The 19,528-nt window shown below is 69.0% G+C and carries 19 protein-coding genes; 2 read left to right on the forward strand and 17 right to left on the reverse strand.

Annotation, left to right across the window (positions count from 1 at the left end; all coding sequences use genetic code 11):
- Nucleotides 1-49: 49 nt before the first annotated feature.
- From LXN57_RS11845 to LXN57_RS11925, 17 genes are all read right to left on the reverse strand, one after another.
- Complete coding sequence (locus LXN57_RS11845; protein ID WP_251798098.1) at nt 50-391, reverse strand: hypothetical protein; 342 nt, start codon at nt 389-391, stop codon at nt 50-52.
- 77 nt (nt 392-468) lie between these two features.
- Nucleotides 469-801 carry a hypothetical protein gene (locus LXN57_RS11850; protein WP_251798099.1) on the reverse strand — a complete coding sequence of 111 codons (333 nt, stop codon included), beginning with the start codon at nt 799-801 and terminating at the stop codon, nt 469-471.
- A gap of 29 nt (nt 802-830) precedes the next feature.
- Nucleotides 831-1,280, reverse strand: coding sequence for a hypothetical protein (locus tag LXN57_RS11855; protein ID WP_251798100.1), 450 nt, complete (start codon nt 1,278-1,280; stop codon nt 831-833).
- 169 nt (nt 1,281-1,449) lie between these two features.
- The gene (locus tag LXN57_RS11860; RefSeq protein WP_251798101.1) at nt 1,450-2,439 is read right to left on the reverse strand and encodes a DUF932 domain-containing protein; all 990 of its coding nucleotides are present in this window, start codon (nt 2,437-2,439) and stop codon (nt 1,450-1,452) included.
- Between the two features lie 53 nt (nt 2,440-2,492).
- Nucleotides 2,493-3,671 carry a DNA-processing protein DprA gene (locus tag LXN57_RS11865; protein WP_251798102.1) on the reverse strand — a complete coding sequence of 393 codons (1,179 nt, stop codon included), beginning with the start codon at nt 3,669-3,671 and terminating at the stop codon, nt 2,493-2,495.
- A gap of 77 nt (nt 3,672-3,748) precedes the next feature.
- Nucleotides 3,749-5,074, reverse strand: a complete 1,326-nt coding sequence (locus LXN57_RS11870; RefSeq protein ID WP_251798103.1) for a MarR family winged helix-turn-helix transcriptional regulator — start codon at nt 5,072-5,074, stop codon at nt 3,749-3,751.
- Nucleotides 5,075-5,246: 172 nt separating this feature from the next.
- Nucleotides 5,247-5,831 carry a hypothetical protein gene (locus LXN57_RS11875; RefSeq protein ID WP_251798104.1) on the reverse strand — a complete coding sequence of 195 codons (585 nt, stop codon included), beginning with the start codon at nt 5,829-5,831 and terminating at the stop codon, nt 5,247-5,249.
- Nucleotides 5,832-5,921: 90 nt separating this feature from the next.
- Complete coding sequence (locus LXN57_RS11880; protein WP_251798105.1) at nt 5,922-6,623, reverse strand: hypothetical protein; 702 nt, start codon at nt 6,621-6,623, stop codon at nt 5,922-5,924.
- 324 nt (nt 6,624-6,947) lie between these two features.
- Nucleotides 6,948-7,802, reverse strand: coding sequence for a replication-relaxation family protein (locus LXN57_RS11885; protein ID WP_251798106.1), 855 nt, complete (start codon nt 7,800-7,802; stop codon nt 6,948-6,950).
- 204 nt (nt 7,803-8,006) lie between these two features.
- Nucleotides 8,007-10,472: a type IV secretion system DNA-binding domain-containing protein gene (locus tag LXN57_RS11890; RefSeq protein ID WP_251798107.1), complete on the reverse strand. Its 2,466-nt coding sequence runs from the start codon at nt 10,470-10,472 to the stop codon at nt 8,007-8,009.
- Nucleotides 10,469-12,220, reverse strand: coding sequence for a VirB4 family type IV secretion system protein (locus tag LXN57_RS11895; RefSeq protein ID WP_251798108.1), 1,752 nt, complete (start codon nt 12,218-12,220; stop codon nt 10,469-10,471). The genes LXN57_RS11890 and LXN57_RS11895 overlap by 4 nt, the downstream gene beginning before the upstream one ends.
- Nucleotides 12,217-13,107, reverse strand: a complete 891-nt coding sequence (locus LXN57_RS11900) for a PrgI family protein (RefSeq protein WP_251798109.1) — start codon at nt 13,105-13,107, stop codon at nt 12,217-12,219. The genes LXN57_RS11895 and LXN57_RS11900 overlap by 4 nt, the downstream gene beginning before the upstream one ends.
- Entirely contained in the window at nt 13,104-14,000 is an 897-nt protein-coding gene (locus LXN57_RS11905; RefSeq protein WP_251798110.1) for a conjugal transfer protein TrbL family protein, read from the reverse strand. The genes LXN57_RS11900 and LXN57_RS11905 overlap by 4 nt, the downstream gene beginning before the upstream one ends.
- A 6-nt stretch (nt 14,001-14,006) precedes the next feature.
- Nucleotides 14,007-14,312 (reverse strand): pilin, encoded by a 306-nt coding sequence (locus LXN57_RS11910; RefSeq protein ID WP_251798111.1) that lies wholly within the window; start codon nt 14,310-14,312, stop codon nt 14,007-14,009.
- 568 nt (nt 14,313-14,880) lie between these two features.
- Nucleotides 14,881-15,540: a hypothetical protein gene (locus LXN57_RS11915; RefSeq protein WP_251798112.1), complete on the reverse strand. Its 660-nt coding sequence runs from the start codon at nt 15,538-15,540 to the stop codon at nt 14,881-14,883.
- A 213-nt stretch (nt 15,541-15,753) separates the two neighbouring features.
- Complete coding sequence (locus LXN57_RS11920; protein ID WP_251798113.1) at nt 15,754-16,890, reverse strand: hypothetical protein; 1,137 nt, start codon at nt 16,888-16,890, stop codon at nt 15,754-15,756.
- Between the two features lie 35 nt (nt 16,891-16,925).
- Nucleotides 16,926-17,657 (reverse strand): hypothetical protein, encoded by a 732-nt coding sequence (locus LXN57_RS11925; RefSeq protein ID WP_251798114.1) that lies wholly within the window; start codon nt 17,655-17,657, stop codon nt 16,926-16,928.
- A gap of 345 nt (nt 17,658-18,002) precedes the next feature.
- Here LXN57_RS11925 and LXN57_RS11930 point away from each other — a divergent pair, with 345 nt between their 5' ends.
- Together LXN57_RS11930 and LXN57_RS11935 are read left to right on the forward strand one after the other, a co-directional pair.
- A complete protein-coding gene (locus LXN57_RS11930; RefSeq protein WP_251798115.1) occupies nt 18,003-18,569 on the forward strand; it encodes a hypothetical protein in 567 nt (188 codons plus the stop codon).
- Nucleotides 18,562-19,410 (forward strand): TRM11 family SAM-dependent methyltransferase, encoded by an 849-nt coding sequence (locus LXN57_RS11935; RefSeq protein WP_251798116.1) that lies wholly within the window; start codon nt 18,562-18,564, stop codon nt 19,408-19,410. Before LXN57_RS11930 ends, LXN57_RS11935 begins: the two co-directional genes overlap by 8 nt.
- Nucleotides 19,411-19,528 lie beyond the last annotated feature (118 nt).

A 19,528-nucleotide genomic window follows, 5' to 3' on the forward strand; every position in this document is an offset into this window, starting at 1 on the left:
CTCCGCGCGCTAGCCGCGGCCGGCCACATGGAGGAAGGAAGCTGTCGCTTTATTGGACGTGGGTGAGCGAGATCAACCCGGTGTTTGCCTCACGGAGCAAGTCGGTGATCAGGTCCCCGGTCTCATGCATCGGGTAGCCCGCCGGGACGGGGCTGGCGTAGCGCCAGTCCCAGTGGCCGGGTTGGAGACCGGGCACGTACCAGAGCACGTCGTGACGGTCGAGGAACAGAGCGCCGTTGATCTGCGGTGCGATCAGGGTCATGGGCTGGCTGGCGCAGATGGTCAGGCAGTGGCAGCCGGGCTCGTTGTAGATCGAGCGGGGCTGGCTGTGGTGGATCGGGCAGGTGCAGTCGCAGGGCCGGTCATACGCGGGGCGAGGGGCGCGATACATAGCTGTTCTCCTGTGGGTCGTGAAACACAAAAGGCCGTGGGCCGCCCACATGGGCGGCCCACCTTGATGGGTTCGTTTCAGGTGCGGGTGTTGGCGAGGACGTGCGCGACCGTGCGGAGCAGGTCCTCGATGGTCACGCTGGCCTCGTAGAATTCGGATCGGCTGTCGACCTCTCCAGCGTTCTCCCAGGCCCAGGTGCCGTTGGGCTGTGCCGGGACGAACCGAAGGTCACCGGCGGGGTCGAGGAACAGCGCGCAGTTCCAGCGGTCGGCCAGCAGGGTGAGCGGCTGGGTGGCGCAGGTGATGGCGCAGGCGCAGCCGGGGTCGTTGTAGGTGACGCGGAGCTGCCGGTGGTGGACGGGGCAGCAGCAGTCGCAGGAGCGCTGCCACGGCGGCAGGTAGACAGACATCGTGGCTCCGTTTCGGGAAAGGAAGGTGGTCAGATGACCGGCGGGACGATGGTGGTCCTTCCGGGGCCGAGGAGCTTGTCGTGCCGGATTTGGAGGGTCTCCTCGGCGGTGAGCAGGTAGGCCGGCAGCTGTGGAACGGCTTCGCGCCAGGCGCGGTAGAGCCGGTGGACGCCGTCGATGAGCAGGGCGGCGGGTGGGATGCCGTTGATGCTGAGCTGGCCGAGGATCACGGGCCGGGTCAGATCGGTGGTCATCGCGTAGTCGCGGTCGACGGCGTCGCGGGTGGGGCCGATCAGGGTGACCGCCGCCGGGTGTGGGTCGTCGAGGCGGGTGATGCCGTACGCGGTGGCCCAGGCGGTGACATCGAGGTCAAGCTGTTCGTGCGGGGCGGCGGCGATCAACGCTTCGGCGGCGTCGATGGAGAACACCCATGGCCCGAAGTGGAACCATTGGGGGACGCGGCGGGCGGTCATCGGCATCCCCGGATGGCGGGGTCTCCGGTGCATTTCACCGGACTCGGTGGCCTGCGTGCGCTGGGTGCGGTGGAAAGTTTGTGGGTCATCGGCTCGTGTCCGTTCGCTGGACGAGCCGGGGCATGTCGGCCCGCTCGGGCCGACATGCCCCGGGCGGGTGATGAGTGGAGGGTGGTCAGACCTTCAGCAGGTCGAATGCGGTCAGCTTGAGCTCGCCGGTGGTGCCGGTCAGCACCCGGTTGGCGCGGGCGGTTTCGTCCTTGGCGGGCTGGAAGTGGTCCAGGTACTCGGTGATGGCCTGGTAGCCGGCCCACCGGCTGCCCGCGATGGCTTTCTGGGTATCGGCCTCACGGATCAGGTACTTCAGCGTGCCGAGCCGTTCCTTGGCGTTGCGTTGAGTCTTCTCGGAGGCGTTGTCTTTGACCGGCCACACCTGGTCGACGATCTTTTCGAACTCGCGCATGGTCAGCGCCTCGTTCAGCATCCGCTCGGCGGCCTGTTCGAACGTTTCCATGTACTTCCACATCAGGCCGAGCGCCTCGCGGGCCTGGCTGATCTGGGAGTTGACGTTCGAGGTGTGCCGGAAGGTGTAGTGCCCGACGGCGTGGGCGAACGCGGCTCGCTGGGTGTTGGCGCAGACGACCCGGATCGGGCTGGCGTCTACGCGCAGCGCGGCGGTGCCGTCGTGGCTGGTGGTGCCGATCAGGTAGAGGTCCATTCGGTCGACTCCGGCGATTTCCATCGCGTTGGGCAGTTTGAGGGTGACGAACACGCTCTTGCCGCGGCGCAGGCTGCCGGCGGTCTCGAAGTGGGCGCCGCCGACCTGGTCGACGAGCCGGTCGAGCATCTCGGCGCACTGCTCGTTCTGGACCACGGTGTAGTCGGTGCCGACGATGCCCAGATACTCCGTGGCCCCGGTAACTGGGTTGCGGCGCACGGTCATCCGCCGGTCGTCGGCGGGGATCCGCACCTCGAACCCGTCGACGATGTCGATGCCGACGGTGGGGATGGTGCGTACGCCCCAGTCGCCGAGCTGGGCGGCGGCCATGATCTCTTCGGCCTTCATCGTGTGCTGGGTGACGGTGCCGAGCTGGTGCCAGGCCGACAGGCGGGCACTGGCGAACGCGGTCGTGCCGTCGCTGAAAGTCTCCAGTTCGTGTGGCAAGGGGCTCTCCTATGTGATGGTGTGGGTGAGCAGAGGTGAGGTGGTGGCGGATCTCATGAGGGCCGGTTCGCCGCGATGACGCCGTTGTCAGTGCGCTGGACCAGCCCGGCGAGTTCCAGCAGGGGCAGGCGGCGCAGCACCGTGCGCAGCGGCAGACCCGTCCGCGTCGCCAGCGATTCCGGGGTGGCCGTGCCGTGCTGTTGCACGGCCTGCAACACCTGGGCGGACTCGGGGTCGAGCGAGCCGTGGCGTTGCTCGGGCGCGCTGTCGTGCCGGCCAGGCCGGGCGAGTGCCTTCAGCACATCGGCCGGGCCGGTGACCAGTTCCGTTGCCGGGTGCGAGCGCAGCAGTTCGTGACAGCCTGCCGACATCACTGAGGTGACCGGGCCGGGTACGACCATCGCGGCCCGCCGCAGCGACAACGCACGATGCATGAGCTGGATGGCTGCGCTGCGGGGGGACGCCTCGGTCAGCACCGCGCCGACGGTGGCCGCCGCTGTCAGCCGGTTCCTGATCAGGAACCGGTGCCTGAGCGGCTCGAAACCGGGCGGCCATTCACTGACCAGCAGCCCGGTCTCGGCGATCTGCTCGAACAATGCCGCGTTGCCCACCGGGTGGGGCCGGTCGACGCCGCACGCCAAAACTGCCACCGGCCGGCCGCCTTCGGCCAGCGCCGTGCGGTGTGCTGCCGTGTCGATGCCGAATCCGCCGCCGGCCACGACCGTCCAGTTCTTCGCGCACAGCCCTGACACGATGTCCAGGGCAACCGTTACGCCGTACGGCGTTGACGCATGCGCACCGGTGATCGCCACCGACCGGTGCAGCGTCTCCGCGAGGGGCCACGATCCCCGTACCCAGAGGCACAGCGGCGGCCGGGTGTCCTGGTCGAGGCGTCCCGGCCTGCCGGTTTCCAACGTCGCCAGCTCGTTGACGCGCTCCGGCCATTCCTCGTCGGAAGGCACCACCAGGCGGGCGCCGAACCGCTCGGCACGGTGCAGGGCGGCGTCGGCCACCTGCTGCGGGTCGAAACCGTTGGCTTTCGCCCGAGCGATGGCGGCCGCTGCGGTCTCGGGCTCGTCACCGTTGAGGAGCCGCTCGAGCGTGGCCGGCGCCCCGTGCGATTGCACGAGCGACCACATCGATCGGTTGCCTGGTTCGGCGAGCCAGGTCAGAGCGATCCGTGCCATCCGGTCGGCCGAGCTGCCCGCGTCGTCGTCACCGGGTTCACTCATGGTTGATTTCCTCTCGTCAAGACGGGCGCGGGGCCGTAGCGCATGCGCTACGGCCCCGCGAAGGGATGGGACTGGAGTTAGGACTGGTGGGCCTCGCCGTTGTCCTGCTCCTGGTCGGGGCGGGCAGAGGCGTTGTCGTCACCGTCTGGTGTATCGGCGTCAGGCTGCTCGCCGTCCGGCGCCTGCTCGCCGTTGCTGTCGGCCTCGGGCACCGGGAACACGAACGTCAGCGGGGCGTCGGAGACCAGCTGGATGCTGCTGCCCGTGGCGGCCGCCTTGGTGCAGTTGTTACGCACCGCACCGGAGCTCACCGTGCGGCCGTCGAGTTTCGCGCTGATCGCGGTGGCGATCTCCTGAGGAGTCATCGCCCGGCCCGGGTTGGCGGCCAGGACATCAATGGTCAGCCGTTCCAGCTCGCCCCGGGCGAAAGGCTGGCTGCCGTCGGCGTTGACGGTCACGTCGCTGCGACGGCCCACGGAGCTCGCGCTGTTATTCAGCTGACGCGGGGGCAGCCGGGTGGGCAGGGTCACGACGTGGGTCTCGTCGTCCGGGCCGACGATGTGCAGCGTGCCGTCCGGTCGGATGAGGCTCTGCACCGCCGCTACCGCGGCCGGGGTGCTCGTAACTCCGCGGATGACCTGAAAGCACAGCGCGCAGCGCGGCGGTTCCGGGTTGGGGTCGACCTCGGATGCCTTGGTCGGCCCGCTGATCCACCGCTGCTGCAGGCCGGGCAGGCGGCGGGCGGCGTCGGCCTGCTCCATCGCGGCCAGCAGCCGGATGGTAGTCGGGTGGCTGATACCGCTCTCGGCGACGATCATGTCAACGGTCGCGCCGTCCTCGCCGTGGTCGGCTAGGACGCCCTTGATCGCCATGACCTTGCGGTCGCCGGGTCGCGGCGCCGCGATGACGGTCGGCCGCGAACCTGCCTCGGCCGGGGCGCCGGTGTCATCCGCGTCGTCGTCGGTGTCGTCCTCGCCGTCAGCGGCGTCCTCGTCGGAGGAGTCAGTGACCTCACTGTCGTGATCACCGGTTCCCTCGGACTGGCCGTCGCCGTCGCTGAACGGCTCGTTGTGGCGGGCGTCCGGCTCGTTGGTCGAACCGGAGTCAGGGTCGTTGTCGGTCTCGTCGGAGCCGGCGGTGGCGTCGTCGCTGAGGTCGGCGGCGTCCAGCGCGGCGGCGGTGTCCTCCGACAGGGTCCAGCGGGTGGGCGTGCCCTCGGCCGGGTCCGTGCCGAGGTCGACCTCGACGATCAGGCCGGCCTCGGACAGGGTCCGGATGGCCTTGTCGGTGGTCGAGCGGGCCTTGCCGGACTTCTCGGCCAGCTCGTGGACGTTGCCCTGGCCGAGTTCGGCCAGCGCCTTGAGAACGGCCTGCGTCGCAGGCGTCAGGGACTGCAGTTCCATGGGGTTTCCCTCCTCGGGAACAAAAGTGACGCCCAGCACTGAATGTGCAGGGCGGAGGTGCGCCGGTCCGCGCGGGCAGTAGCGGCACCAGGCGAGCGGGTGAGAATCGCGCCGCCCGGTAGAGGCCGCATGCGCGTGTCCGGAGATCTGGGATGCGGGCGCCGTGCCGTGTTCAGCGGCGGGAGATCCGCCGTTCGCCGGTGGCGCGCAGGACGTAGAGGCGGGCCTCGGTATCGCGGTAGATCCCGGCGAGTCCGTGGGACAGGCGAACCGGCCCGGGGTATTCGGCGGGGTCGAGTTCGACGTCGGATGTATTGATGTGCGCCCGTACGGGTCGCCCGGCGATCTGCTGCTTGCGGAGGTACTCGTGGTGCGGCAGGACGATCAGGACGGTGTCGCCGGGGTTGACGTAGCGCCGATGGACCGGATGTACCGGGTTCATGGCCACATACACCGTGCGATCCGGGTCATCGAAGAGCTTGTCGAGGTGTATGCGAGCACTCTCGTAGTCGCTGACGTAGCCACTGATCTCGTTCAGCGTGCTCGTCATGGCTGTGGCCGAGCCGGTCAGATCGTCGCCGTTGATGAGCTGAGTCCGGAACTCGTCCACCGTGTTGAGCAGCACCTCGCGGGCGAGGCGCAGCTGATCGGCGGACGCGGGGAGGGCTGCGGCGGCCGGGACGGGATCGGCGGCGTGCTGATCGAGGGTCCGGCCGGTGGTCCGCCAGATCCACCTCTCCACCAGGTCGACGTACACGGGTGTCTCCTTTCGCGTGGCGCGGGCACGCCGAAGACCGGTCACAGCAGGGGCCGCAACCGGTCTTCGAGGCGCTCGGGATAGAGGGGTTCAGGCGATGGTGACGGCGCACAGCCGGGCGCGGTCGTTCAAGGACCGCAGGTACATGCAGGCGTCGTTGAGGAACCGGAACCGGTCCGCAAGGGAGTTGCTGGCGGGCCGCATGATGCGGTTGTCGGTGGTGATCAGCGCGTCGCCGATGAGCGCGGTGCGCCAGTAGAGCCCGACGTAGGTGGCTTCACCGGCCTGGTATAGCGACAGCTCGTAGGGGTCGAAGACGTGACCGCCGGCGTAGGCCAGCATCGCCAGGACGCGCGGCTGCTGCTCGAAACGGCGGCGTGCCTCGGCCAGGCCGACCTTGTCCGGGTCGGCGTGGTGCTGGGCGAGGAAGTCCTCCCAGACCCGGGCAGGCTTCGTGGTGGCGTTGATGTGCAGGTGCCAGGCGCGCCACCGGGCGGTGGCTTCGTTCGCGGCGATCAGCGACATACCGGGGAGGTCGAGGCGGCTCTTGCGGCCTCCGGCGGCGAGGGTGACGGCGCCGAATTGGCGGGCGGCGTCGAGCAGGTAGTAGCCGAAGAATCGGGTCAGCCAGCCGATCAGGCGGCGGTGGCGGATGCGGAAGCGGCGGGCCGGGGTGCCGTTGGCGTCCATGAGGTCGTTGACCTTTTCGCTGGCGGCGAACCAGTCGGCGTCGTCGCCGGGGCCGAAGCAGACGGTGACAATCTGGTCGGTGAGCGGGGCGGGCTTGGGCATGACGGGGTGCTCCCTTCGCGAAGCGGGATGGGGATGGGATGGTGCGTGGTGGTGCCACCGGATCGCGGCGTCTGGACCCGGCGGGAAAGGCTGCCGACAACGTGCACGGGGCGCAGATCACGAGCCGACCGAAAGGGTGGGCTATGGGTGAACTGGGGCCGGGCGGGCAGTCCCGCAAGGCGGGTCGAGACGGGCGGCGGTGCGAACAATGAAAGAAGAAACTGCACCGTAGCTTCGTGACCTGACAGCCTCGCTCCTGTCAGGATTGGTGATCATGCCCGTGACCTGCACTGACAGATCTAGCCGTGGAGCTGTCAGCCGCTGTCAGAGCAGGAGGACGCCGTCGTCGTAGTTGGGGTTGGCCGCTACGGCTTGACCGTGATCGCTGGGCAGCTCGGCCAGTGACACCCGGCTGGTGGCCTCGCGGGGAAGCCAGACGCGAGAGGCCGGATCGGTGGAGTGGGTGGCGGTGGCGACCGGGACGGCGGTGTGCTGGCCCCGCAGCAGCCGGTGCAGGTGCTCCTCGCGTTGCTCGCTGCCGAGCCAGAACAGCACCGGATAGCGGGCGCCGCCACCGCGGATGAGCTCGCCGTACTTGTGCAGTTTCGCCACGACCCGGCTGCCGAGGGCTTCACTTCCGGTGTCGGTCTCCAGGAAGAAGCCGACCGTGACGCCAGTGTCGGTCCAGACGCCGTGCCCGTCAGCGGTGACGGTCCGAAACTGTTTATGGGTGATCTGCTCGGACCACCACCGCTCGAGCCGCGCGTTGCCGTGCCGGCGGGTGTGCTCGGCCAGCCGGACGAAGAACTCGTTGGTCAGCACACGGTGCGCGAGGTGCGGGTTGGCCGACAGCCGCTGCACGGTCTGGTTGCTGGACCTCGGTGTGGGCTCGGGCCGCCCGTGGGCGGCGGCTTGGAACCGGTGCCCGTTGTGGCCGAGCACCCAGTGCCACGGCTGGCTGCCGCCGCCGTCGCGGGAGAACCGGAACCGCTCGACCAGGCCGAGGGCGGCCAGCTCGGCCAGCCGCAGCTGGCAGGTACGCCGCGCGGAGAACAGCATCCGGTGGACTTGACCGGTGGTCAGGACCTGATGGTCGTCGAGGAGCTGAAGGAGCAGACGATCACGGCTGGTGATGTGGGGATAAAGGGACAGCAGACTGGCCGTCCGCGATAGCGGCATAGAGATCACCCCGTTGGAGAAGGACACCCTGTAGGGAGTCTGGATGTGTGGATCTTGGAATCAGGATGGCCGTCAGGCAGGTTTGGCCAGCTCAGACACCTGACAGGCGACGGGCAGGGGGCTCGTCTGGGGCCTCGTGTCGCCGACACCCCCAAACGAGCCCCCGATGCCGCACCCAGACGAGCCCCCGAACGCGGCCGGTTGTCAGCGGTCCCGGTCGGCCATGCGCCGCTTCATCGCCGTCCGGGCAAGCTGCTGCATCGGCGGCTCTTGCCCGGCGGGAGTGTTCGCGGCGGCACACGCGAGCCGGATCGCGGTCGGGTCCCCGTCCGCCGGGGCGGGTGGGTTGGTGACGAACGTGAACGCGGGGAGTTCCCGGTTACCGACCAGCAGCCGGGCCGTGGCCGTGAACACGTCAAGATGGGCGAGGTCGTGCTCGTCCACCTCGGGTTTGGTGTGCCGCGACAGCTCTCGCGCGTCGGCCGGGTCGACGTTGAACACGACCTTCGAGCGGGCGTTGGCCGAGATCGCCGCGGCGACATCCTTCGGGAGCTGGGCGAGGTCCTGGTGGGCGAAGGCCATGCCGAGCCGGTAGCCACGTGCCTCGGCCAACATGTCGCCAACGCTTCCAGGCAGCGTCAGATAGTTGTGCACCTCATCGATATAGAGACAGGCGTCCCTACGCTCGTCCTCCGGAATCGCGGCGCGGGCGATGGCGGCCTGCCACACCCGGGCCACGATCAGCGAGCCGAGGATCCGGCTGGTCTCCTCACCGAGCTGCCCTTTCGGTAGCCGGCACAGCAGCACCCCACCGTCGAGGACCTTGCCCATGTCGAACGACGAATGGGCGTTGCCGATCACGCTCTTGACGAAATCGCGCAGCAGGAACGCCCGAAGCCGAGCCAGGACCGGCGCGATGACCTGACCGCGGAAGGCTTCGTTGATGCCGTCGTACCACATCCAGAACCCGCCGAGCCCGTCCGGATCGTCCAGGCCCTGGGTGAACCGGCCCCGGAACTGCCGGTCCTGCAACAACGACGGCACCAGACTCAACGTTGGCTTGGCGTGGCGCATCAACGTCAAACAGGCGACGCGCATGGTGTCGTCCATGCGCGGCCCCCACTGGCCCTGGAAAATCTTCGCGAAGATCCCGACCAGGTTGTCCACCGCGAGGTGCGGATCGCCCTGATCGTCGAGCGGGTTGAAACAACCGGGGTTCTCCTGGTCCGGATCGATGATGACGATCTTGCCGGCATAGGAAGCCGGGAGCCGGTCGAGGATGTCGTTGATCAGGTCTCCCCGTGGGTCGATGACCACGGTCCCGCGTCCGGCTTTGATGTCTCCGAGGATCAGGTTCAGCAGCAGCGTCGACTTGCCGACGCCGGTCTTGCCGACGATGTGCATGTGCTGCCGCGCGTCGACGACGTTCAGGCCGACGCTGTGATGGCCGACCTGCGAGCGGCCCAGCAGCTTCACTCCACGGCCGCCGGCCGGTACCTGCACCGGCGCCGGCACCGCCTTGGCCCGGGCCCGGTCCAGACCCGGCACCGCCAGATCCTGCGGCAGCGCCGCGAGGACCGCGAGTTCCGGCACGGTGGCCAGGAACCCACGCCGCAGCCGCCGCCCGGCGAGGGCGGCGACCGGGTGCGGCATCTTCATCCGGCGCAGCCGGTTCGGGCCGGTGTACGCGGCGGCGGCCGAGGCGATCGTATGACCCAGCCCGGCAAGCCGCCGCTGAATCTGCGTGGCCCGTTCCGGCGTGGGCGAGTGCTTGTCCGGCTGCGCCGCGACGGCGAACCGGACCGCGATCTCGAAATGCGGCACCCGTACCGCCTTGTCCACCACCGCGCGGGCCTCGGCTCCGGCGACCGGATCCCGGACCTCCGATCGGGAGACAGGTCGAGCAGCCGTGGTCGACCGCGACGGGCCGGGCAGGAAAACCTCGAGCAGCCACAGCAACGGCTCGATCACCAGCCGGGCCGCCCCGGCGGCGGCGCGGGTCGCCGGATCGGGCCGCCCGTGCGGGTGGCTACCCGTCGTGGCCGCCGCCCGGCGGGCCGCCCGTATCCGGCGGGCCGACGCGGGCCGGGCCAGGACTTGCACACACGCGTACTCGCGGTGCCACACCTCAGCCCCGGCGGCCAGCAGCGCCCGCAACGGGTCCGCGTCGTGCTCGACCCGCAGCGGCAGCACATCCGGATGCTGCGGCCAGTGCGCCTCGCCCGCCTGCTCACCGACCGTCGCCGGAATCGGTGCGTCGGCGTCCTCCGTGGTCATGGTGGCAGCGGGCCACGCCGCCCGGATCGCGGCTTCCACCGCGCCGGGCGGCACGGTGCCCGGCACCCACACCCGGATCGACAGCGCGCGGCCGGTCCACGTGTACTCCCAGCCGACGTGCGGATAGCCGTAAAGTCTGCGCCGCCACACCGAGGGCGCGAGCACCCCGGCCAGGGTCGTCCAGAACGCGGCGGCGCCCTCAGCCGTCACCTCCGGCGGCGCGGCGATGGTCACCCACCTGGCGCCGGTGACGAACCGGCGATGCCGCCAAGCAAGGAACTGGTCGTTGCCGAAAACCCCTGCCACGACCACGGTGGCGGCCACCAGCGCGAGCCACGGCCGGGCGATGACCCAGTGCCCGAGGTCGGCGGGCCACGTCGGGGCGGCGGTCACTGGTCCACCTCGCCGATCCCGGTGACGGCGATGGTGTGTTCGGCGGCCGAGCTGACGCTGCGAAACGGGATCCGGGAGCGGCCCGCGACGAGCAGGCCCTCGCCCCGCGGCGCCGACAGCAACAGCCGGGCTTCCCCGTCGGTCAGGTTGAACGCCTCTTTCACCGCCTTGATGGATTGCGCCGATTGGCGCATCAGTACCTGCGTCGCAGCGTTGGACACGACCGCCAGGCCGAGATCGGTCGACAGCACATCAGCGGCGTCCTGAGTGACCACGCACAGCCCGGCGGATCGTTTACGGGCGGCCTTGGACATGCGAAACAGGAACCGGGCGCCTTCGCCGTCGCGCATCAGCAGCCACGCTTCGTCAACCACGACGAGCTGCCGCCGCCGGCGCCCCCGAGAGATCGGTGCGTCGATGCTCGACCAGATCGCATCCAGGGCCAGCAGCGTGCCCACCGTGCGGAGCTCGTCGGGCAGGTGCCGCAGCGACCAGACCACGAGGTGGCTGTCCGGTGCGGTGGTGGTGGGGCCGTCGAACAGGCTGGCGAAGTTCCCGCCCGTCCACGGGGCGAGCCGGGCGGCGAGCTGCGTGGCGGCCGGGTCGTCGTCCACGGCCAGGGTGGCGGCGAGGTCGCGCAGCAGCGGCGCGGGTTTGCTCCAGGTAGCCGGATCACCGGTGATCCCGGCATGGGCGTAGGTGCCGGTGATAGCCCGGTCCAATGCGGCTCGTTCAGCCGGCGGCGGCGTCACCCCGAGCATGACCGAGATCAAGGTGTGCAGGAACAGACCGCGCCGGGTCAGCGTGTCTGGCCGGTCGTCAGCGGGCAGATCGAACGGGTTGACCCGCACCCCGGGCACACCGAGCTGGACGACCGTGCCTCCGACGTGCTCAGCGAGCGGGGTGTACTCATCTTCCGGATCGATGACCGACACCGTGGTGTCCTGGTACAGGTTGCGCAGAACTTCCAGCTTGACGAAATACGACTTGCCCGCCCCGGAGCGGGCCAGGACCACACTGTTGTGGTTGTCCTGCGCCCACCGATTCCACAGCAGCACTCCGTTGCTGGTGGTGTTCACCCCGTACAGGACGCCATCGGGTGCGGGCACGACACCGGGTACCGGGGCCGACAGGTCGGCCGAGGCGAGCGGGAACGCCGCGGCGAGGGCGGTGGTGTCGAGGATGCGGCGCTGTCGCAGCGGATCCACACCGACCGGCAGGGTGGCAATCCAGCCCTGCTGGTGACGGAACGTCGCCGGCTGCAGGTCCAGCAACACCGATGCGGCGGCCGACTTCACCCCGGCGGTGACCGTGGCCAGCTCGTCCAGCGTGCGGGCATGGATGGTGACGTAGATACCGGTGTCGAACAGCTTCGCCGCGCCGCGGGCCACCCGCTCGGCCAGATCGGCGGCATCGGAGGCCGCCGCCTCGGTCATCGGATCGCCGAGGCGGCCGGAGTCGGCGTCCAGACGACGCGACGACTCCAGACGGGCGCGCTGGCGTTTGAGCATCGGCGCGGCCAACTGCGGGGCGACCGGGGTGATGTGGACGGCGACGGCGACACGGCCGGGGTAGGACAGCAGCGGGTCGAGCCAGGCCGGGCCGACCTCGGCCGGGTAACCGCACACGACGAACGTCGCGGTGTATCCATCGCCGACCTGCACATAAGCGGGGCTGACCGACAGCGCGGCCGGACCTGGCATGCCCTGTGCGGCCGTGACGGTCTTCGTGGACCTCAGTACCTTCATGGATTGCTCCGAACGGTGATCGGGGCGCCGGGCACCGCGCGGGGACCGGGCACCGGAGGAGAGAACGGGTCGACCGCGGCGGCCAGGGCCGCCGCGACGGCCGGGCCGTCCAGCGCGGCGGCCTCGACGCCGAGGCCGGACAAGGCCCGGACCGCGGCATCGCCCGCGTGTTCGCCGGTGACGACGGCGAGGACCTGGCGGCGCAGCGGGTCCCGCTCGGCGTCGAGATCGACCAGGAACGCGGCGTAGCCTTCTGCGGCGCTCTGCAGCGCTGGATGCGGCAGCCGCGGCGCGAAGTCGGCCGTCGTCTGCGCGTACGTGCTCAGGTCGTGGCGCTGCGCCGCGACGAGCAGTTGCGCCGGGCCGGTCAGGCTGTTGAGGAACCGGCCGAACCCGTCCAGCAGCGCGCTCTGCTCGCTGCCGGTGCGCAGGTGGATGTTGGTGGTGCCGCAGGCGATCAGCACCTTGGCTCGGCCCTCGCTGGTGAGCACCCCGGCACCGCTGATGCTCGTGACCGGTGAGCGCAACGGGGCCGGGATTCTCGGTTTGCCGGCCACGACCGCGACCGAGCTGGCCCGCGCCGTGCCGGGGGCGAGAGTGCGTGGGCTGCGCGACAAGGCGAACCCGTGGCGCAGCCACGCATCCAGAGGTAGGCCGTCGCGTCGGCCGATCGCGACGACCACGGCGACGGCGAACACGACGATCCCGGCGACGAGCCACACCGGCGCCGGAAGCACCGGCCCATAGGTGCGGTAGCAGCCGAACCCGGCCAGGCCGGTGCCGCCGATGATGGCGAGCTGCCGGAAGGTCAGCCCGAAGGCGATCCGGTCCGGCTCGTTGACGTTGGACGGAACCACGGCGTGTGGGGTGGTGTCCTCGTTGGTCATCGCGCACCCCGCAGCAGCGGCACGTGGCGGGTGACGCCCTGGATGAACACGGCCCGCAGGAGGACACCACCGATGTTCGGGGCTCCCCGGCCGGTCACAAATCGGCGCATCATCGACGGGATCCGGACGGTGACCCAGAGCACCCCGACGACCAGCAGCAGGTTCAGGGTGTCCGAACCCGGCAGGCCGAGCAGGATCGGCAGGTTCGAGTCCGGGTTGATCAGCAGATCGATGCCCGTGGTGAAACCGACGGCTTGCAACACGGGTGTGGCCAGAGCCCCGAGTGTGGTACGCCACCACAGCTCAGCTGCGCCCTGCGTCCACGGGGTGGCGTAGCAGGCCAACGCTACGGGTGCGATTCCGGCGAGGATGAGCAGCACGCCGAGACGCGCGAGCCAGGTCCCGACGAGCATGAACATCAGCACGACGATCAGCAGCCCGATGATGGCCACCAGCAGTGCGGACCCTTGGTCGGACAACGCCGCGCTGATGCGCGTTTCAACAAAATTGATTGTCTCGGTGGTCGGCGCGGTCGTGCCGGTCATCGACACCGTCAGGGCGTTGGCGATAGTGATCAGCTGGCCGGTCAGCGGCACCGAGAACGCGGACAGGACGAACCCGACGACCAATCGCGGGATCAGCTCCTTGATGCCGTAGCGCAGCTGGATCGAGTCGCCGGTCATGGTGGCAATGCCGACGGCGATGATGGCGAGGATGAAGCAGGCGTTGACGATCAGTGCGCTCTTGTCGGCGATCGACTGCACCTGCGGCAGGACGGTGACGTCCGGCGATACGAACAGCGACGAGGCCAGCAACGTCAGCAGCCCGCCGAGAAGGTCGATGACCCTCTCCGCGAGCCAGCTGACCAGGCCGTCCATCAACCAGTCAGTCATGATCGATCAGCCGCCGATGATGCCCTGCAACGCCTGCAGGATCACAGGGGACAAGACGGCCAGGGCGTAACCGATCAGGGCGGACTTGAAGTTGCCTTTGGCCTGCTCGACCTGGGCTGGGTCGCCTCCGGCGGACATGTAGCGCAGGCTGCCGACGGTCAGAAACAGCGTCGCGACCAGCGCGATGATGCCCATGATCCAGCCGGTGAGACCGTCGATCACTTGTGGGATGGGCTTCGGGTTGGGAGCCGCCAGCGGCTGCACAGCAGCCGTAGCGGCAAGTTCGGAGAGAACAGACAGAGTCGTGAACATGCGCGACGCTCCACAGGAGTTCTGCGGGCCGCCGCGGCGGGGACCGGGCAAAGGCAGGACAGGTCCGGTGGGGGCGCTCCTCCTCGCAGGTGGCGAAAGGTTGCGGTGTCAGTGCGCCGCGCCAGCCATGCCGGACCATTTGCCTCGCCGCACGGTGGTCCCCGTCGGGCGGGCATGTCGTGGATGACATGCACCGCCCAGATCCGGGCTGTCAGGCCGATCGAACTCGGCCTCGACCTGTCACGCCCTGACCGATCCGGTCAGCAACTCCTTGGGCGGGCATCGGTCGGACTGACCGCGAACAGAGAAAGGGCCGCACCGGCGGGGATGCCGGTGCGGCCCTGTCGTTCTGCTGGCACGAAGCAGCTATGCGGCGACCTGGCCGTCGAGGCTGCTGTGGAGTCCGCGTCGAGGGCCGGACAGATAACTGGGAACGAGCGGTATCAGAAGGTGGCGAACTAGCCTCTTGGCAGTCTCTGTCCGTTTTGCCCTGCTTGAGCTAATAGCTCTACAGCGTCGCCAGATCGCTTGCAGGATCTGGCGAGATCGGGTCCGGCCGGGTGCCCTTCTATGCTCCGAGGAGACCGGATCCCGTGTCGGACAGCCCGTCCGGACAACAGGGGCATTGCGTTATCGGTCGGACACCTGCCGCGATGCACGCGACCACCCCGGTGAGTCGCAGAAGGAATGCGGTGGCCTTGAGTTCGTGCGATCCAGAAGGGACGAAACTTAGGATCGCCTCCGCACTGAGTTGCCCGGTCACTTCGGCTTTCAGTTCCCCGCCGGCCAACTCCTTCGCCGCAGCGAGGGCAAGCTCCACACCCGTGGCGACCAGTGGCGCCTGAAGCTGCTTCGCGACTTGCTGAATGGCCAGGCTGATCGGCCCGGTAACCACGTTGGCGAGTATGACCAGGCCCGAGGCAAGGTGTGCCAACGCCTTGCAGAAGGTCATCGCCTCGTCGGCTGCGGGTGATCCGCCTACTGGGCGGTCTACGGGATCCGGAAGAATACACCCAATACGATCGATAAATGACCGGACCTCTTGGTTCCAGAGCCCTGCGTCGTCCTGGGCAGGTGCCGGACATGCGCCCGGTCCGGCAAGAGATTCGGACTCAGTCACCTCGTGGAGCGTTCCTTCGAGTTTCTCCAGCTGTTCCCCGTTCAGTGTCTCGATGATCTTTTTGATTGCCTCAAGCGTCGGATCAGGGTTGTCCTCATGTGGGGACACGGCCACACCTCCATGCCGTAGGTCGCCTTTCAGGCTTCCATCCGGACGCAAGAGACGCTGCCCGGCAGGGTGGTTGGTGCCAACCGGGGACCGCCACGGTGCGCTCGCCGCGGTCTGAGAGTGAATCAGGACGGAAGGCGTGGGTGCGCTGTATGCAGCCGGATCAGTTCGGCCTGCCGAAACCGTGCGGTTCGGTTAGCGGCGGCGTGATTGTCAGGGCGGGATCTCGACGTAGTTTCTCGGCTTCACGGCGTCCAGTTGGTCGGGTTCGGCTGAGTCTGCGGTAGGCGGCCAGCAACGTAGTCCGCCCAGGATCGCCCGGCGAGGGTGGACCAGTCTTGGACAGTGGTGCGGCCAAGTCCGAGGAGGTCGCCGAGGACGGCGGGGGCATCTCGCCGGCCAGGTGGAGCAGGGCTGCGGCGCGGTAGTTGCTGGGCTGGATTCCGAGGCGTTGGAGCCGGTGGGTGATGGTGGCGGGCAGGGCCGGCCGGTCGGGGTGTGGCTGGGGAACAGCCAGGGGCCGGGGTCGGTGATTCGTTTGGCGACCCGGGCGCGGCGGGTGGCGAGGAGAGTGGTGACGTGGCCGGCGAGGGACTCGGGCAGCTTGATCGGGCTGGTGCCGAGGGTGATGGTGACCTGGCCGGTTGTGGTGTCGATGCCGAGTCGGCTGATGCGGTGCGGGCGTTGCCCGAACAGCAGGACCAGCAGTCCGGCGACCCGGTCGGCGGGCGTGTAGCCGGGCTCGTGCAGCAGCATGTGGGCTAGGTTCCACCGCTGGTCGTCGTCGGCGGCCGGTGTTTTGGGCAGCGGGTTCGGTCCCTCGGTGATGGTCAGCTTGCGGCTGCGGCGGGTGCGGTGCGCCCAGGTGAGGAAGCCGTGAAGGTTGTGACGGCGGGTGGGGTGCGCGGTGAGGTAGGCGTCCAGGTCCGGCTGTCGGCAGGCGGCGAGGTCCTGCCCGCGCTCGCGTAGCCAGTCGAGCAGGTGGGTGGCCGTGTTGAGGCGTTCACCGGCGGCGTGCCGGGCCCCCGGGGTCAGCGGGCTGTTCATGGAGGTGGTGCGGGCTCGGCGTAGTAGGTCCCAGGTGGCGTAGCCGCGGAGGATCTTGCGGTGCTCGTTGTCGGTGATCGTGGCGAGGGTGGCGGGGATGGCCCGTTCGAGGCGGGCCAGTTCCAGGTCCCGGGGTCGGAGGACGCCGTTGGCGGTGAGGATGGCGTCGAGGTGGTTGGCGGTGCCGCCGTTGCCGGGGGTGTTGAGTGTGTCGAGGGCTTCGTGGGTGAGCGGTACCTCTCCGCGTCCGAGTTGGGTGAGCAGCAGGTGTGCGGTGCCTTTCGCTGACGGCCGCGTTTGCACTAGACTAGATAGCACGACAAAGCCATCACAGCAGGTCAACCGGCGAGTCGCGCCGTTGCCCGCACCCGCGACGGTGGCAAGCTGAGAACACCGTTCCGGTGTGCTTCCACAGCTCTGTCCCCGACGAATGTTGCGTCCAGTACAACTCCGCTCAATTCGCCGCGGGTGACGGCGGCGGCCACGGCCCGCTCGGCGCGGCGGCGGCGCATTCGCAAAGATGCAGGGGTCACACCTTGCTCGGCGGCGAGTTGCTCGATCAGCGTGTCCCCGAAGCGGGTCGCACTGATCAACTCGGCGTTCTCGTCAGTGATCAGGCCGGCGGCGGCGGCCCGGCCGAGCAACAGGTCCGGGTGCCCGTACGGCATCCGCGGTGTCCGGGAACCGGTGGACAGATCCAGCGGCAGTTCCTCGCCCTCGTCGTCTTTGATCACAGCGAGCCCGGCGCGCCAGGCCGCCCAGCACAGCCGCAGCCACAACCGAGGGGCTTGCAGGTCAGCAGTGCGCAGGGCGAGCAGGAACGCGGCCAAGATCTCGGAATCGACGTCGTCGGCCAGCCGGGGGTAGCCGCGGCTGATCTTGGCCGCGAAGTGGGTCAGCGCCGGAAGGGCGACACCGATCGCGCCGACCACCCAGGCTGGCCCCCATTCGCGGGCGTGGCGGGCGAGTTGGCTCCACAGACCGTCGGTGGTGTCGGCGTCGTAGCGCTCGAACACCAGCATCTCGCGCAGCTTGTTGAGCGGCATGATGGTGTCCGGAAGGCCCGGCACTGGCCGACAGTCGAAGGCCAACGGCGCGGGCTCGCAAGTCAGTAGGTCGAATGCCTTCTCGGCGGCGGTCAATGCGGTGGTTGTCATGATGTTGTCCCGTCGAAGCAGCGCCTCCGCCTGGTGCGAAGAACCGAGAGCTCCGATTGGGACAGTCCGGTCTGACACCAGAAGCGATTGTCGGACCGAGACAGGTCGTGACCGATCCGGACAGGTTTGCCATGTTCACGGGTCTGTCTGACCGGCCGTGCTGACCGGTCCTGTCAGGGCGGGGCCGGGTTCGATCGGCCTGACAACGCCGATCTGTGCATCGTCAGTGCGCCCACCGGTCCGGGGGCCACCGTGCCCATGACCGACAACATCCGCCACCCCGCACCGGTCCCCGTGGGGGACATGGTGTCCGGCGACCCGCCCGTGCCGATCACCGTCTGGCCGGTACCCGCCCCCACCGTCGGCGACACCATGTCCAACGCGATGGGCGTGCGGCTGGTCCACAACTTCACCCACCCGGCCGACCTGATCGTCGATCTCACCGCCGGGCCGCACCTGGCCCGCGCGATCATCGCTGCCCGCCGCCGCAGCCACCTTCAAGACCCTCGTCCGTTCGGATGGGGCTGGCAGCAGGCGTCCCTGATCGTCAGCGGGTGGCCCGCCGACGACCCGGACGAGTTTTTCACCCGGTGCTGCACCAGCCTGTTCCCGGGGGGCTGCGTCGCGGTGTTGCTGCCGCACGGCGACGTCGTGCTGCCGGTGGACGTCATCTTCGCCGCGAAAGCGGCCGGGCTGGCGTACTTGCAGCACATCGTGGCAGCTGACCGGACACCGGTGCGGGGCCAGCAGATCTCTCTCGACATCCACACCGACGTGCTGATTCTGACCCGCAGCGCATCGGAGAACGGAAAGAACGATGGCTGACAACTCCACCATGCCGGTCACGTCGGTCTGGCTGACCTGCCAGACACTCGCCCGGGAGCAACGCCGGGGCCGCTACGTCCCGCAAACCTCCAGCCACCCCGGCAAGATGCTGCCGAACCTGGCCGCCCATGCCATCTCGTCGTTCACCGCACCCGGTGATCTGGTGTTTGACCCGATGTGTGGCTCCGGCACCACGCTGGTCGAAGCGATGCACCTGGGCCGGGAGGCGATCGGGATCGACATCGAACCCCGCTACGCCGCCTTGGCCGCCGACAACGTCGCCCTCGCCGCGTCTCAAGGCGCGGCCGGCGCGGCGAAGGCTCTCAACGGTGACGCCACCCAGCTGCTCGATCTGGTGCCTGCGTCTGCGGTCGGCCGGGTCGGGTTGGTGCTCACCTCACCGCCGTACGGACGCGGGACTCACGGACTCGTGCGGGCGGACAGTACCGGGGTACGCAAGCGGGACCACCTCTATGGGGACCGCGAGCGCGGCAACCTCGCCTACGCGGGATGGTCCCGCTTGCTCGACGGGTTCGCAGCGATCTTGACCGCCTCATACGCACTGTTGCGTCCGGGCGGGACCGTGGTGATCACCTGCCGGCCGGTACGCCGCCAATGCGACGACCTCATCGACCTGCCTGGTGAACTCATCGCCGTTGCACAGTCAGTCGGGCTGGTCCCGGTCCAGCGGTGCGCGGCCATGCTCGCCGCCGTCCGCGACGGGCAAATCGTGCACCGAGCGTCGATGTTCGCGCTCATGGCGGTCCGCCGCGCCCGCTCCGAAGGCGTCCCAGTCCACCTCATCGCCCACGAGGATGTCCTGGTCCTACGCCGTACCTAATGTTCCAGGAGTTTGGCTGAACCCAAGCATTCGTGCGGCGAATCCGGGTGTCCTGAGAGGGTGGTTTGTGAGGTTTCCGTAGTTCGTCATCGCTCGATGTCGTGACCTTCGAGCCGGG

Source organism: Paractinoplanes hotanensis (assembly GCF_023717965.1).
Taxonomy (GTDB): Bacteria; Actinomycetota; Actinomycetes; order Mycobacteriales; family Micromonosporaceae; genus Actinoplanes; species Actinoplanes polyasparticus.